The following is a 14,929-nucleotide window of genomic DNA, read 5'->3' as shown; positions in this document are numbered from 1 at the left end:
TTCCATTCGCCTTGCTGTGCGCACAGTCAGAGGGTCCGCCGGATGAAGATTGCCTATGCAGACCCGCCCTATATCGGCTGCGCGCATCTCTACCGCGACCGTCCCGATTATGCCGGCGAAGTCGATCACGCGGCGCTGATCGCACGGTTGGAGCGGGACTATGACGGCTGGATCCTGCATGCTGCCGCTACGCCGCGGTCCTTCACCGTTCTCGCGCCCCTCATCGAGCCGACGGGTGCGCGCTGGATGGCCTGGGTGAAGGGTTTCGCCGCCTTCAAGCGCAACGTGCCGGTGGCTTATGCCTGGGAACCGGTAATCGTCAAAGCCGCCCGGAAACCCGTGGTCAGCAAGCGGCTGGTGCTGCGCGATTGGATCCAGGAAAGCATCACCCTGCGCCGCGGGCTGACCGGCGCCAAGCCGGAAGCCGTCTGCCATTGGGCCTTCGAGATGGTTGCGGCGCGGCCCGAGGATGCGCTCGACGACCTGTTTCCCGGCACCGGCGCCGTCACCGCGGCGTGGCACTCATGGCAGCGAAAGTTCACCCTGCCGGACGATCCGCAGCCTGCTCTGCCGCCGTCGGACAGTGCCCGTCGGGGGCGATCCCGCACGGGAGGCGCCTCATGAGCCCCAATCGCAGAAATCGCACTGTAGCGTATCCCAGCGAAGGAACGGGCGGCGCGGCCCTTGGGGCCACGCCGCCCTTGGGGCTATGGCAAGGTAAAAGCCCCGGCCCGTCAAAGACCTACGCCATTGACATGGCGGGTCTTTTCCGGGGGCGGTCGGTCGGCGGCGGTGCCGCTTTTTCCGGGTTTCGCCGCGATTTCAGCACCGATTTCGGCACTGTTGCGCGGATCGCGGGGCAGGGAGGTCCGGCATGAGCCATGACGACCGCGAGTTCCGCATCCGCCCGGGCAGGCCGCGCTCGACCCCGGCGCCGCGCAGCGGCAGCTTCGTCAATCAGGTGCTGCGCGCGGCACGGAAGGCGGGGCCGGTTCGAAAGGCGACACCGACCGGGGGATCGTCGTCCTCGGGGCGACCCGTCCGCACCGGTCCTTCCACCTTCGGGCGCGGGCGGGCGGGCTTCAGCCGCTCGCGGCTGTTCTCGCCGCAGCGCCGGGTGGTGGTGAAGGCGCGTGTGGTCCGGCACAGGGGCCGGTCCTTCCGTTCGGCGCCGATGACGGCCCATCTCGCCTATCTCCAGCGCGAGGGCGTCCACCGCGACGACAGCGACGGGCTGATGTTCGACGCCCGCAGCGACGATGCCGACGATCCCGCCTTCGCGGAGCGCTGCCAGGACGACCGGCATCATTTCCGCTTCATTGTCTCCCCCGAGGATGCGTCCGACATGACCGACCTGCGCGCCTTCACCCGCGATCTGGTGAAGCAGATGGAGGCCGATCTCGGCACGAAGCTGGACTGGATCGCCGCCGATCACTGGAACACCGACAATCCGCATGTGCATCTGCTGGTCCGCGGCGCGGACGAGACCGGCAAGGATCTGGTCATCTCGCGCGACTATATCGGCTACGGCTTGCGCTCCCGCGCCGAGGATCTGGTCTCCCTCGAACTCGGCCCCAGGCAGGAGCACGAGATCCGCTTCGCCCTGGAACGCGAGGTGACGGCGGAACGTTGGACCCGGCTCGATGCCACGATCCGGCGCCAGGCCGACGAGATGGGATTCATCGACCTGCGCCCCGACGCCCCGATCCGGGGCGAACCCACCGGGCGCAGTCCCGAACCGCGGCGGTTGATGATCGGGCGGCTGCAACATCTGGAGAAGATGGGGCTCGCCACATCGGCCGGTCCCGGCGAATGGATGCTGGGGCTGGAGGTGGAGCGCACCCTGCGCGACCTGGGTCGGCGTGGCGACATCGTCAGCCGGATGCATCGGGCCTTCGCCGGGCGGGGCGAGGAACGGGGTGTTCTCGATTTTGTCACCGACAGCGGCCGGGACGGCCCGCCCGTCATCGGGAGGCTGGTCGATCTCGGGCTGCATGACGAGTTGACCGGCGAGGCCTATGCGGTGGTCGACGGTGTCGACGGCCGCGCCCATCATATCCGCCTGCGCGGGATCGAGGCCTTCGACCAGGCCCCGCCGCTCGGCGGCATCGTCGAGTTGCGCCGCTTCGGCGGGCCGGAGGATCCGAACCCGACGCTGTGGCTCGCCCATCGTTCCGATCTGGATCTGCAAAGCCAGATCGCCGCGCCGGGCGCCACCTGGCTCGATCACCGTCTGGTCGAGCGCCGGCCGATGCCGCTGGCCATGGGCGGTTTCGGCAAGGAGGTGCGCGAGGCGATGGATGCCCGCGCCGAGCATCTGGTCGGGGAAGGCCTCGCCCGGCGCGAGGGTGGGCGCATCCTGGTGCGGCGCCATCTGCTCGCCACCCTGCGCCGCCGCGAACTCGATGCGGTCGGTGCCGAGCTCGCCCGGAAAACCGGGCTGCGGCATGTGCAAGCCAGAGCTGGCGACAATGTCGCCGGCACCTGTGGCCGGCAGCTGTCCCTCTCGTCGGGCCGCTTCGCCGTCATCGACGACGGTCTGAGCTTCCAGCTGGTGCCCTGGTCGCGCGACCTCGAAGGCCAGATCGGCCGGCATGTCTCCGGCGTGGCGAAACCGGGCGACGGCATCGACTGGTCGCTGGGGCGCAGGCGCGACCTCGGGCTGTAACGCAAGAACCCTTGTTGAAAGGAGGTGTTTCCATGTCCGGCACGAAGATCCTCTGGGGCCAGATCAGCGTGGTCTTCCTGATCGTGCTGATCTTCGTCTGGTCCGGCACGCAATGGACGGCCTGGCGGCTCGGCTTCCAACCCCAGCTCGGGCCGCCCTGGTTCGAGGTCTGGGGCATTCCGGTCTATTACCCGCCGGCCCTGTTCTGGTGGTGGTATTTCTACGACGCCTATGCCCCGCGCATTTTTGTCGAGGGCGGTATCATCGCCGCCTCGGGCGGGTTCCTCGCCATCGGCATCGCCATCCTGATGTCGGTTTATCGGGCCCGCGAGGCTGCCGATGTCGACACCTATGGCTCGGCGCGCTGGGCTGGCCGCGCCGAGATCGAACGAGCAGGGCTGCTCGGTCTCGATGGGGTGGTGCTGGGCCGCTACGATCAGGGCTACCTGCGCCATGACGGGCCGGAGCATGTGCTCTGCTTCGCGCCGACCCGATCCGGCAAGGGCGTCGGGCTGGTGGTGCCGACGCTGCTGACCTGGCCCGGCTCGGCCATCGTCCATGACATCAAGGGCGAGAACTGGCAGCTGACCGCCGGGTTCAGGGCCAGGCATGGCCGGGTGCTGCTCTTCGATCCTACCAATGCGGCCTCGGCTGCCTACAATCCCTTGCTGGAGGTCCGCCGCGGCGAATGGGAGGTGCGCGACGTCCAGAACATCGCCGATATCCTGGTCGATCCCGAGGGCTCGCTGGAAAAGCGCAACCATTGGGAAAAGACCAGCCACGCGCTGCTGGTCGGCGTCATCCTGCATGTGCTCTATGCCGAGGAGGACAAGACCCTCGCGCGCGTCGCGGCCTTCCTCTCCGATCCGCGCCGCTCGATCGAGGCCACCCTGGCGGCGATGATGAAGACCCCGCATCTGGGCGAGGCCGGACCGCACCCGGTCATCGCCAGCGCCGCACGGGAACTGCTGAACAAATCCGAGAACGAACGCTCCGGCGTGCTGAGCACGGCGATGTCCTTCCTCGGCCTTTATCGCGACCCGGTCGTGGCGGCCGTGACATCGCATTGTGACTGGCGCATCGCCGATCTGATTGCGGGCGAGACACCCTCGACGCTCTATCTGGTGGTGCCGCCTTCCGACATCTCCCGCACCAAGCCGCTGATCCGGCTGGTGCTGAACCAGATCGGCCGCAGGCTGACCGAGGATCTGCATGCCAAGGACCGCGGGCACCGGGTGCTGATGCTGCTCGACGAGTTCCCGGCACTGGGTCGGCTGGACTTCTTCGAATCCGCGCTGGCCTTCATGGCCGGCTACGGCATCAAGTCCTTCCTGATCGCGCAATCGCTGAACCAGATCGAAAAGGCCTATGGCCCGAACAATTCGATCCTCGACAACTGCCATGTCCGGGTCAGCTTCGCCACCAACGACGAGCGCACCGCGAAACGGGTCTCCGACGCCCTCGGCACCGCCACCGAGATGAAGGCGATGAAGAACTATGCCGGGCACAGGCTGGCGCCCTGGCTCGGCCATATCATGGTCTCGCGCTCGGAGACCGCCCGGCCGCTGCTGACCCCCGGCGAGGTGATGCAGCTGCCGCCGGAGGACGAGATCGTCATGGTGGCCGGCACCCCGCCGATCCGGGCCCGGAAGGCGCGCTACTATGCCGATCCGCGGTTCCGCGAGCGGGTGCTGTCCCCGCCCGATCCGCGCGAGGTTGTGCCGTCAGCGAGGGCGGACGACTGGAGCGGGTTGAAGCCGCCGAAGCCGGACGGTGCGGTCGAAAAACCGGGCTGCAAGAAGGAAGAGGGCGGGCCGAAGCGCGAGGACAAGGCCAATTCCGGCCTGCGCCGCGAGCCGGACCTGCCCGAACATGTCGAGATCGTCCACGAGAGGAAGGAACCGTCGCCGGAGGACGAGTTCAGGCAGCTGCTCGGTGACGATCAGGAGGATGCTGCGCGCCAGCGTCAGGCGCTTCGCCGCAAGATGGCTGGCGTCGCTCGCCAGACCTCAATGGATCCCGGCGACGATATTCCCATGTAAGGAGTCAAAAAACATGCGTCAGCGTCTGAACGTCTATTTCCCGCCCGCCCTGCTGCGGCAGGTCTCCGATCTGGCCGACAGCAGGAAGGTCTCGCGCTCGGCCATCGTCGAGGCCGCCGTCGCCTCCTTCCTCTCGCCCGACGATGCCGACAGGCGCGAGGCGGCCTTCGCCCGCCGGCTCGACCGCATGTCGCGCCAGATCATGCGGCTCGAGCGCGACGTCGGCCTCTGCGCCGAAACCCTGGCGCTCTTCGTCCGCTTCTGGCTGACCGTCACGCCGCCGGTTCCCGCCGAGGGCTATGCCGCCGCCCAGGCCAAGGGCCGCGAGCGCTTCGAGGGCTTCGTCGAGACCCTCGGCCGCAGGCTGCAATCCGGCGAGAGCTTCCTCAGGGAAATACCGGAGGATGTTGCGGAGGCGGGGAAGGGTCCGGAAAAGCCCGACCCTGCCGGTGAGGGGCACCGCACCACTCCGTGACTGAAGGCAGTCCGCCCAACACGCATATTACGTATTGCCGTTTGGCATATAAAGACTATATTGATGCCAAATGCAGGAGGCGCAGATGCAGCTTCATCCCATTGCCGCAACCCCGGCCCGTGTCGGCAGCCCGGTCATCACCGACGAGGAGGCCGGGGCGCTGGCGCGCACCACCGTCAATCTGTTCCGTGCCTGGGGTCTGACCGACGCCGAGGCGAGAACCCTTCTGGGCGGCATGGCGGCCCGGACCTGGGCGCGCTGGAAGGATGGCGAGATCGGCCGGATCGACCGGGACCTCAAGATGCGCATGGCCCATCTCATGGGGATCCATAAGGGGCTGCGCTATCTCTTCAAGGATCCTGCCCGGGGGTATGCGTGGGTGCGCAAACCCAATGCGGCCTTCGGCGGCAGTTCCGCCCTCGACATCATGCTGCGCGGCGAATTGTCCGATCTGGCGCTGATGCGGGAATGGCTCGACGCCGAGCGCGGCGCATGGTGAGCGGCCTTGCCGTGAAGCGGCGGGTGAACTGGCACAAGACCTGGCGTATCATCCGCTCGATCTGGCCGCCCATCGACCTGTTCGAGGACATCGCCGATCCGCGCGACTGGGAGGCGCTGGTCTCGGTCGAGGCCAAGACCAATCCCCGCATCCGCAACGAGGTCGGCGATCTGGGCAAGGTGCCACCCACCCGCCGGGTCGGAGGGCCTGGCGCCAGCCTGGTCATGGCGCCCTTCGTCCATTGCTCGACCGCGCGCCCGGGCCGTTTCACCGACGGCAGCTACGGCATCTACTACGCCGGGGACCGGGAGGATGTCGCGCTGGCCGAGACCATCCACCATCATGCGAAGTTCATGGCGGCGACCGAAGAGGCACCCGGCTGGACCTCGGATTTCCGCGCCTTGGTCGGATCCATCGACCGGGAACTGCACGACGTGAATGCCGTGCCGGATGTCCTGCATCCGACGGATTACGCGCCATCGCAGGCGGAAGGGACGGGGCTTCGCGCGGCCGGCAGCGACGGTCTGCTCTGGAACAGCGTGCGCATGCCGGGTGGGCAATGCATCGGCGTCTTCTGGCCCGACGTGGTGAGCATCCCGGTGCAGGGCTCGCATTTCTGCTATCACTGGAACGGCGAGCGGGTGGATTTCGTCAAGCGCCACGATACCGGAGAGATTCTGGAAGTTAGTTGAACACCCGAGCGATTCGCTCGGTCTGAACTCGCGGCGACCGGTTTCCGGAAAAGGCGAAACCGCCGTTTCCCTGTCTTTCTACGCTACACTACGACGGCAGCTGAATAGCTGTTGCGCCGCTGCGTTTTGAGGCTCTTTTAGTCGACCCCATCCGGGGCCTTTCCTCTCGCCGCCCCGGTGGAACGGGGGACGGGATGGCAGGTTCGGACCACATTGAGGTAAGGGTGGAGCGCGGCGCCCGCATGCTCCGCACCGCGCTCGGGCCTGCCATCTCCGCCCTCTTGCGGGATCCGGATATCGTCGAGGTGATGCTGAATCCGGACGGCCGGATCTGGGTCGACCGCCTGCGCGACGGACTGGCGCAGACAGAGCAACAAATGTCGCCATCCGACGGCGAGCGCATCATCCGGCTGGTGGCGCATCACGTCGGTGCCGAAGTCCATGCCCGGTCCCCGCGCGTCTCCGCCGAACTGCCCGAGACCGGCGAACGGTTCGAGGGGCTGCTGCCGCCGGTGGTCGCGGCGCCCGCCTTCGCCATCCGCAAGCCTGCCGTCGCCGTGTTCAGCCTCGACGACTATGTCGGTGCAGGGATCATGACCCGGATGCAGGCCGAGGCGTTGCGGCTCGGGGTTGCCACCCGCGCCAATATCCTCGTCGCCGGCGGCACCTCGACCGGCAAGACCACGCTGACCAATGCGCTGCTGGCCGAAGTGGCGAAGACGCAGGATCGCGTCGTCATCATCGAGGACACGCGCGAGCTGCAATGCGCAGCGCCCAATCTGGTGGCCATGCGGACCAAGGACGGCGTCGCCAGCCTGTCCGATCTGGTGCGCTCCTCGCTTCGCCTTCGCCCCGACCGCATTCCGATCGGCGAGGTGCGCGGCGCCGAAGCTCTGGATCTGCTGAAGGCCTGGGGCACCGGCCATCCCGGCGGGATCGGCACCATCCATGCCGGATCGGGCATCGGCGCCCTGCGGCGGCTCGAACAGTTGATCCAGGAAGCCGTGGTCACCGTGCCGCGGGCCCTGATCGCCGAGACCATCGATCTCGTCGCCGTGTTCGCCGGTCGCGGGTCCGCGCGGCGGCTGGCTGAACTGGTTCGGGTCGAAGGCCTCGGCCCGGACGGCGACTACCGCATCGCCCCCGTCATTCCCGAGACCGACATTCCTCAAAACACCGGAGTAACGCCATGATCCACCGCGCCCTTCCCGGCTGCCGCCATGTCGCGTCGGCTGCGACCTTCGCCTATGCCAATCTTATGCTGGCGCCCGCCGCCCATGCCGCCGGTTCCTCGATGCCCTGGGAGGCGCCGCTACAATCGATCCTCGATTCCGTCGAGGGGCCGGTCGCCAAGATCGTGGCGGTGATCATCATCATCGTGACCGGGTTGACGCTGGCCTTCGGCGATACCGGCGGCGGCTTCCGGCGCCTGATCCAGATCGTCTTCGGCATCTCCATCGCCTTTGCGGCCTCCAGCTTCTTCCTTTCCTTCTTCAGCTTCGGCGGCGGGGCGCTGGTGTAATGCCTGCCGGGCTGGAGCAACTGGACGCTGTTCCGGGCTTTTCGGTTCCGGTGCATCGCGCCCTGACCGAGCCGATCCTGCTCGGCGGCGCGCCGCGTGCCATCGCCATCCTGAACGGCACGCTGGCCGGGGCTGTGGGCCTCGGGCTGCAGCTCTGGCTGGCCGGGATCCTGATCTGGGCAGTCGGGCATGTTGCAGCCGTCTGGGCGGCGAAGCGCGATCCGCTCTTCGTCGAGGTCGCACGCCGCCATCTCCGCATCCCCGGCCATCTCTCGGTGTGAGGCACGAGCCATGATGAATCTTGCAGAATACCGCCGCACCGGATCCCGCCTCGCTGACTACCTTCCCTGGGCGGCGCTGGTCGGCTCCGGCATCGTGCTGAACAAGGATGGCTCGTTCCAGCGCACGGCAAGGTTTCGCGGCCCCGACCTGGATTCCGCCGTCGCTGCCGAACTGGTCGCAGTCGCCGGGCGGCTCAACAACGCCTTCCGCCGCCTCGGCTCAGGCTGGGCGATCTTCGTCGAGGCGCAGAGATCCGAAGCCGCGACCTATCCGGACAGTCGCTTTCCCGACCCGGCCTCGGCGCTGGTCGATGCCGAGCGCAAGGCCGATTTCGAGCAGGCGGGCAGCCATTTCGTCTCCGGCTATTTCCTCACCCTGCTCTGGCTGCCGCCGGCCGAGGACGCGGCGCGGGCGGAAAGCTGGCTCTACGAGGGCCGGGAGACATCCGGGGTGAATCCCTGGGAACTGCTGCGCGGCTTCATCGACCGCAGCGACCGGGTGCTGGCCCTGTTGGACGGTTTCATGCCGGAATGCGCCTGGCTCGACGATGGCGAGACCCTGACCTACCTGCATTCGACCATTTCCACAAACCGGCAGCGTGTTCGCCTGCCCGAGGTGCCGATGCATCTCGATGCGCTGCTGGCCGATCAACCGCTGACCGGCGGGCTGGAGCCGCGCCTGGGCGAGGCGCATCTGCGGGTGCTGACCATCACCGGCTTTCCCACCGCAACCACGCCCGGCATTCTCGACGAGTTGAACCGCATCGCCTTCCCCTATCGCTGGTCGACCCGCGCCATTCTCATCGACAAGCCCGATGCGACCCGGCTGCTGACGAAGATCAGGCGGCAATGGTTCGCCAAACGCAAGAGCATCGCCGTGATCCTGAAGGAGGTGATGACCAGCGAGCCAACAGCTCTGGTCGACACCAATGCCGCCAACAAGGCCGCCGACGCCGACATGGCGCTGCAGGAACTCGGCGCCGACATCGCGGGTATGGCCTATGTCACCGCCACGATTACGGTCTGGGACGCGGACGCCCGCATCGCCGACGAGAAGCTGCGGTTGGTCGAGAAGATTGTTCAGGGCCGCGACTTCACCGCGATGATCGAGACGGTCAACGCCGTCGACGCCTGGCTCGGCAGCTTGCCGGGACATGCCTATGCCAATGTGCGCCAGCCGCCGGTCTCGACGCTGAATCTCGCCCATATGATCCCGCTCTCGGCGGTCTGGGCCGGAGAGGCGAGAGATATGCATTTCGATGCGCCGCCGCTGCTCTACGGCAGGACCGAGGGATCGACTCCGTTCCGGTTTTCGCTCCATGTCGGTGACGTCGGCCACACCCTCGTCGTCGGCCCCACCGGCGCGGGCAAGTCGGTGTTGCTCGCCCTGATGGCGCTGCAATTCCGCCGCTATCCCGGCGCGCAGGTCGTCGCCTTCGATTTCGGCGGTTCGATCCGTGCGGCCGCGCTGGCCATGGGCGGCGACTGGCACGATCTCGGCGGTGAACTGACCGACGCAACCGAGGCATCCGTGTCACTGCAGCCGCTGGCGCGTATCCATGAAACGGCCGAGCACGCCTGGGCGGCCGACTGGATCGTGCCGATCCTGCGGCGCGAAGCCATCGAGATCACACCCGAGGTGAAGGAACATCTCTGGACGGCACTGACCTCGCTGGCCTCCGCCCCGGTCGGAGAGCGCACCATCACCGGCCTCGCTGTGCTGCTGCAATCGAACGAGTTGAAGCAGGCGCTGCGGCCCTATTGCATCGGTGGTGCTTATGGCCGGCTGCTCGACGCCGAGGCCGAGCATCTCGGCTCGGCCTCGGTGCAGGCGTTCGAGATCGAGGGGCTGGTCGGTACCGGCGCGGCGCCCGCCGTGCTGTCCTATCTCTTCCACCGCATCGGCGACCGCCTCGACGGCCGCCCGACGCTGCTGATCATCGACGAGGGCTGGCTGGCGCTGGACGACGAGGGATTTTCCGGACAGCTTCGCGAATGGCTGAAGACGATGCGCAAGAAGAACGCCAGCGTCGTGTTCGCCACGCAATCGCTCAGCGACATCGACCATTCCGCCATCGCGCCGGCGATCATCGAAAGCTGCCCGACCCGGCTGCTCTTGCCCAACGAGCGCGCCGTCGAGCCGCAGATCACCGAGATCTATCGCCGCTTCGGGTTAAACGACCGCCAGATCGAGATCCTAGCCCGCGCCACGCCCAAGCGCGACTATTACTGCCAGTCCCGGCGCGGCAACCGGCTGTTCGAGCTCGGGCTCAGCGAGGTCGGCCTCGCCCTCTGTGCCGCGTCCGCCAAATCCGATCAGGCGCTGATCTCCAGCATCCTCGCCGAGCGAGGGCGCGACGGTTTCCTCCCCGCCTGGCTCAAGGCGCGCGGTGTGGACTGGGCGACCGATTTGATCCCGGATCTCGGCAATCTGGCTCCCAAGGAGGTTGGCGTGCCTCTTTTCGAACCGAGCGGTTCGAAAGCCGTACCCGCTGACGCCGACATCCACGCCACCACCGCCCCCGAACCGGACGATTCCGTTCCGGCTGAACCTGAACCCAGGCCCACTGACACCACAGAGGAGATTCTTCCATGACACGAACCAGCATGCCCCGCGTCGTCGGCACCTCGCTGCTGGCGCTCACCCTTGCCGCCCCGTTGGCGCTGTGCCCTGTCCTTGCGCCGCCGGCCCATGCCTTCTTCGGGGGTTTCGGGCGCATCGTCTACGACCCGACCAACCATGCCGAGAACCTGCTGACCGCTGCCCGGACGCTGGAGCAGATCAACAACCAGATCGCCTCGCTGCAGAACGAGGCCGAGATGCTGATCAACCAGGCCCGCAATCTCGAAAGCCTGCCGCACAGCTCGCTGCAGCAGCTGCAGCAGAACGTCAGCCGCACCCGGCAGCTGCTCGACGAGGCCCAGAACATCGCTTTCGAGGTGCAAGAGGTCGATCAGGCGTTCGAGCGGGAATACGGCACGCCGGACCTGCCGATGTCGGAGCAGCAACTGCTGAACGATGCCCGCACCCGCTGGAGCAACACCATGGGCGGGCTTCAGGACGCCATGCGCGTTCAGGCCGGCGTCACCGGTAACATTGAGGCGCAGCGGGCCGAAATGGCCACGCTGGTCGAGCAGAGCCAGGGCGCCACCGGGGCATTGCAGGCCAGCCAGGCCGGCAACCAGCTGCTGGCCCTGCAATCGCAGCAGCTCTCGGACCTGACCGTGCTCCTCGCCGCCACCGGCCGTGCCGAGGCGCTGAGCGAGGCCGAGCGCGCGACCGCCGCAGAACAGGGCCGCATCCAGCGCGAGCGCTTCCTGACGCCCGGCACCGGCTACCAGCCCGGCAATGCCCGGATGTTCAACGACTGACCGCCCGAGGAGGCGCAATCATGGGAGGCAAGGCGATGGCCCGGCTGATTGCCATCCTGTTCCTGGCGATCGTCATGACCGTCACGCTGATCCGCATGGACCGGAGCGGCGATCTGCCGCCCATGCCGGGGCGGCAGGTTCAGCCACAGGCCGAGGACCCTCTGCGCGAGAGCCAGCGCCGCTGCCAGCAGATGGGCGAGGCCGCGGCCGAGGACGCCGAATGCCTGCGAATCTGGGCAGAGACCCGCGACCGTTTCCTCGGGCGCTCGCCGCAACCGCTGTCCCCAGCTAAGTCTCGGGAAGGGGAGTAGATCGTGGGCGGGACCGGCGTCATCGACGAGTTCCTGGCGGTCTTCACCAGCTATATCGACTCGGGCTTCGGCTTGCTCGGCGGCGAGGTCGCCTTCATCGCCACTACGCTGATCGTGATCGACGTGACGCTGGCCGCCCTGTTCTGGGCCTGGGGGGCCGAGGACGACATCCTCGCGCGCCTGGTCAAGAAGACGATCTTCGTCGGCGTCTTCGCGTATCTGATCTCGAACTGGAACGCCCTTGCCCGCATCGTCTTCGACAGTTTTGCCGGACTGGGGTTGCTGGCCTCGGGCACCGGATTCACCGCCGCCGATCTCATGCGCCCCGGCCGCGTCGCCCAGACCGGGCTCGATGCCGGCAGGCCGCTCTTGGAATCCATTTCCGACCTGATGGGCTGGGTGGCGGTCTTCGAGAACCTGATCCAGATCCTCTGCCTGTTCTTCGCCTGGGCCTTGGTGATCCTCGCCTTCTTCATCCTGGCGATCCAGCTCTTCGTCACCCTGATCGAGTTCAAGCTGACCACGCTGGCCGGTTTCGTACTCATCCCCTTCGGCCTTTTCGGCAAGACCGCCTTCATGGCCGAGCGCGTGCTCGGAAATGTCGTCTCCTCGGGCATAAAAGTGTTGGTGTTGGCGGTGATCATCGGCATCGGCAGCACTTTGTTCGGCCGGTTCACCACCGGTTTCGGCGGCGTCTCCCCCACCGTAGACGATGCCATGGCCATTGTGCTGGCGGCGCTGTCGTTGCTGGGCCTGGGCATCTTCGGTCCCGGCATCGCCAATGGCCTCGTCTCCGGCGGTCCGCAGCTTGGCGCGGGCGCCGTCGCCGGCACTGGGCTGGCCGTGGGCGGCGCGGCGCTGGCCGCGGGCGGCGCTACGGTGCTCGGCGCCAGGGGTGTCGCCGCGACCGCGCGTGGCGGGGCCGCCACGGCGGGGGCCGCCTCCTCCGCCTATACCCTCAACTCGGCCGGGCAATCCGGGATCGGCGGCGCGCTCTCCGGCGCCGCCGGTGTCGGCAAGGGGGCGGGCATCGCCGCCATGACCCCGCTGCGCCGGGCGGCGGCCAGTCTCAAGGCCAGCCGGTCCGCCGGCGTGAAGACTGCCTTCACCAGCACCGGGGGATCGACCTCGCAAGGCACGCTCGGCGGCACGAGTGCTGGTGCCGCCGGCGTGGCGCCAACCAGCGGCAATGCGCCCGCCTGGGCGCGACGCATGCGTGGCCAGTCGCTTGCCCGGGGCGCCACCGTCACCGCCCATGCGGTGCGCTCCGGCGACAGCCACGGCCCCGGCGCCTCCGTTTCCCTTTCCGAAAGCGACAAGCCATGAACCTGTTCAGACGCCCCGCCACGCATTACGGCAAGACGCCCGAGCCCGAGACGCCCTATCAGAAGGCGGCACAGGTCTGGGACGAGCGCATCGGTTCGGCCCGCGTGCAGGCGCGGAACTGGCGGCTCATGGCCTTCGCCTGCCTGTTCCTCGCTGCCGGTTTTGCGGGTGCGCTGGTCTGGCAGTCGGCGCGGGGCACCGTCGTGCCCTGGGTGGTGCAGGTCGACGATCTCGGCCAGGCGCAGGCGGTTGCGCCGGCCTCGGCCGATTACCGGCCCACCGACCCGCAGATCGCCTGGCATCTCGGCCGGCTCATTGAGCAGGTCCGGTCGATCCCGGCCGATCCGGTGATCCTGCGCCAGAACTGGCTCCGGGCCTATGACTGGACCACCGATCGCGGTGCGGCGGCGCTGAACGATCATGCCCGCAGCAACGATCCCTTTTCCAACCTGGGCGAGCGGCAGGTCTCGGTCGAGGTCTCGAGCGTCATCCGGGCGTCGCCGGACAGTTTTAGGGTCGCCTGGACCGAGAAACGCTACGAGAACGGCCAGTTGTCGGCCACCGAGCGCTGGACGGCGATCCTGACCATCGTGATCCAGACGCCCCGCACTGCCGAGGCCCTGCGTGCCAACCCCCTCGGCATCTACGTCAATGCGATCTCGTGGTCGCGGGAGATGAGCCAATGACCGCAATGCGCTTTGAACCGCCGGCCCCTAAAATAGCAGGAAGCGTGCGGAAATCGGCAATCCTCCCGGTCCTGCTGCTTGCGGTGGCGGTTTCCGGCTGCGCCACGACCAAAACGCCGCAGTTCAGCTATGGCGACCATGTCCCGCCGCTGCCGTCGCCGCCCTCTGCCGTTCAGGCTGACCCGGCACCAAAACCGCTGCATGTGCCGCCGGGCTGGAGTCCGGCGCGGGGCGGCAGTGCGGCGGAGAACCCGGCCGGCCGGGTGGCCAATGCCAATCTCGCCGCCCGGATCGAGCCGCGCCGCGAGGGCTATTACAATGCCATCCAGGTCTATCCCTGGTCCGAGGGCGCGCTCTATCAGGTCTATGCCGCACCGGGACAGATCACCGATATCGCGCTGGAACCCGGCGAGCGGCTTACCGGAACCGGTCCCATCGCCGCCGGCGATACCGCGCGCTGGATCATCGGCGATACCGAAAGCGGCAGGGGCGCATCCCGCCGCGTGCATGTGTTGGTCAAGCCGACCCGGCCGGACATCTCCACCAACCTGGTCATCGCCACCGACCGGCGCCGCTACATGCTGGAACTGCGCGCCGGCGAGGAAACCTGGATGCCGGCGGTGTCATGGCATTATCCGGACTCGTCGTCGTCCACGGCGACGCAGCGGCGGGCGGTTCCAGCGGTGCCGGCGATTCCGGCCGCTGCCGCGCGCAACCACCGCTACGGCTTGCAGATCGAGGGCACCAGTCCGCCCTGGCGGCCGGTTTCGGTCTTCGACGATGGTCGCCGCACCTATGTCGTCTTCCCACGCGGCATCGCCCAGGGCGAAATGCCGCCGTTCTTCGTCATCGGCCCGGAGGGTGAGCCGGAGATCGTCAACAGCCGCGTGCATGGCAATGTGCTGATCGTCGACCGGCTCTTCGGGCTGGCCGAACTGCGCCTTGGCTACGGCAAGCGCCAGCAGGTAGTGCGGATCCATCGGTTGCAGTCGGCAAAGCAAGCGGTTGTGCCGACAGACGGGCGTGTTGGCGCCGGAACTTCGCGAGGATCGTGA

At 67.6% G+C, this 14,929-nt stretch carries 15 protein-coding genes; all 15 read left to right on the top strand.

Features of this window, described 5'->3' with window-relative positions:
• Positions 1-42 precede the first annotated feature (42 nt).
• Positions 43-624, top strand: a complete 582-nt coding sequence (locus ACDP63_RS15690; RefSeq protein WP_409928241.1) for a hypothetical protein — start codon at positions 43-45, stop codon at positions 622-624.
• A gap of 250 nt (positions 625-874) precedes the next feature.
• Positions 875-2,668, top strand: coding sequence for a relaxase/mobilization nuclease domain-containing protein (locus ACDP63_RS15685; RefSeq protein WP_409928240.1), 1,794 nt, complete (start codon positions 875-877; stop codon positions 2,666-2,668).
• A gap of 32 nt (positions 2,669-2,700) precedes the next feature.
• Positions 2,701-4,710 (top strand): conjugal transfer protein TraG, encoded by a 2,010-nt coding sequence (locus ACDP63_RS15680; RefSeq protein WP_409928239.1) that lies wholly within the window; start codon positions 2,701-2,703, stop codon positions 4,708-4,710.
• 13 nt (positions 4,711-4,723) lie between these two features.
• Positions 4,724-5,185: a CopG family transcriptional regulator gene (locus tag ACDP63_RS15675; protein WP_409928238.1), complete on the top strand. Its 462-nt coding sequence runs from the start codon at positions 4,724-4,726 to the stop codon at positions 5,183-5,185.
• A gap of 85 nt (positions 5,186-5,270) precedes the next feature.
• The gene (locus ACDP63_RS15670) at positions 5,271-5,684 is read left to right on the top strand and encodes an antitoxin Xre-like helix-turn-helix domain-containing protein (protein ID WP_409928237.1); all 414 of its coding nucleotides are present in this window, start codon (positions 5,271-5,273) and stop codon (positions 5,682-5,684) included.
• Positions 5,654-6,376 carry an RES family NAD+ phosphorylase gene (locus tag ACDP63_RS15665; RefSeq protein ID WP_409928236.1) on the top strand — a complete coding sequence of 241 codons (723 nt, stop codon included), beginning with the start codon at positions 5,654-5,656 and terminating at the stop codon, positions 6,374-6,376. Before ACDP63_RS15670 ends, ACDP63_RS15665 begins: the two co-directional genes overlap by 31 nt.
• Positions 6,377-6,570: 194 nt before the next feature.
• On the top strand, positions 6,571-7,569 hold the full coding sequence (gene trbB / locus ACDP63_RS15660) for a P-type conjugative transfer ATPase TrbB (protein ID WP_409928235.1): 999 nt from the start codon (positions 6,571-6,573) through the stop codon (positions 7,567-7,569).
• On the top strand, positions 7,566-7,898 hold the full coding sequence (locus ACDP63_RS15655) for a TrbC/VirB2 family protein (protein WP_409928234.1): 333 nt from the start codon (positions 7,566-7,568) through the stop codon (positions 7,896-7,898). Before trbB ends, ACDP63_RS15655 begins: the two co-directional genes overlap by 4 nt.
• Positions 7,898-8,179, top strand: coding sequence for a VirB3 family type IV secretion system protein (locus tag ACDP63_RS15650; protein WP_409928233.1), 282 nt, complete (start codon positions 7,898-7,900; stop codon positions 8,177-8,179). Before ACDP63_RS15655 ends, ACDP63_RS15650 begins: the two co-directional genes overlap by 1 nt.
• A gap of 10 nt (positions 8,180-8,189) precedes the next feature.
• The gene (gene trbE / locus ACDP63_RS15645) at positions 8,190-10,775 is read left to right on the top strand and encodes a conjugal transfer protein TrbE (protein WP_409928232.1); all 2,586 of its coding nucleotides are present in this window, start codon (positions 8,190-8,192) and stop codon (positions 10,773-10,775) included.
• Positions 10,772-11,551, top strand: coding sequence for a P-type conjugative transfer protein TrbJ (gene trbJ, locus ACDP63_RS15640; protein ID WP_409928231.1), 780 nt, complete (start codon positions 10,772-10,774; stop codon positions 11,549-11,551). Before trbE ends, trbJ begins: the two co-directional genes overlap by 4 nt.
• A 20-nt stretch (positions 11,552-11,571) precedes the next feature.
• Positions 11,572-11,862 (top strand): putative entry exclusion protein TrbK-alt, encoded by a 291-nt coding sequence (gene trbK-alt, locus ACDP63_RS15635; protein ID WP_409928230.1) that lies wholly within the window; start codon positions 11,572-11,574, stop codon positions 11,860-11,862.
• 3 nt (positions 11,863-11,865) lie between these two features.
• Entirely contained in the window at positions 11,866-13,188 is a 1,323-nt protein-coding gene (gene trbL / locus ACDP63_RS15630; RefSeq protein ID WP_409928229.1) for a P-type conjugative transfer protein TrbL, read from the top strand.
• On the top strand, positions 13,185-13,874 hold the full coding sequence (trbF, locus tag ACDP63_RS15625) for a conjugal transfer protein TrbF (protein ID WP_409928228.1): 690 nt from the start codon (positions 13,185-13,187) through the stop codon (positions 13,872-13,874). The genes trbL and trbF overlap by 4 nt, the downstream gene beginning before the upstream one ends.
• The gene (gene trbG, locus ACDP63_RS15620) at positions 13,871-14,929 is read left to right on the top strand and encodes a P-type conjugative transfer protein TrbG (protein ID WP_409928227.1); all 1,059 of its coding nucleotides are present in this window, start codon (positions 13,871-13,873) and stop codon (positions 14,927-14,929) included. The genes trbF and trbG overlap by 4 nt, the downstream gene beginning before the upstream one ends.

The organism is Paracoccus sp. P2, from assembly GCF_046335115.1.
GTDB classification, from domain to species: Bacteria; Pseudomonadota; Alphaproteobacteria; order Rhodobacterales; family Rhodobacteraceae; genus Paracoccus; species Paracoccus pantotrophus.
The sequence above is the reverse complement of the archived record's forward strand: the minus strand, read 5'-3'. Positions and strand labels throughout refer to the sequence as shown.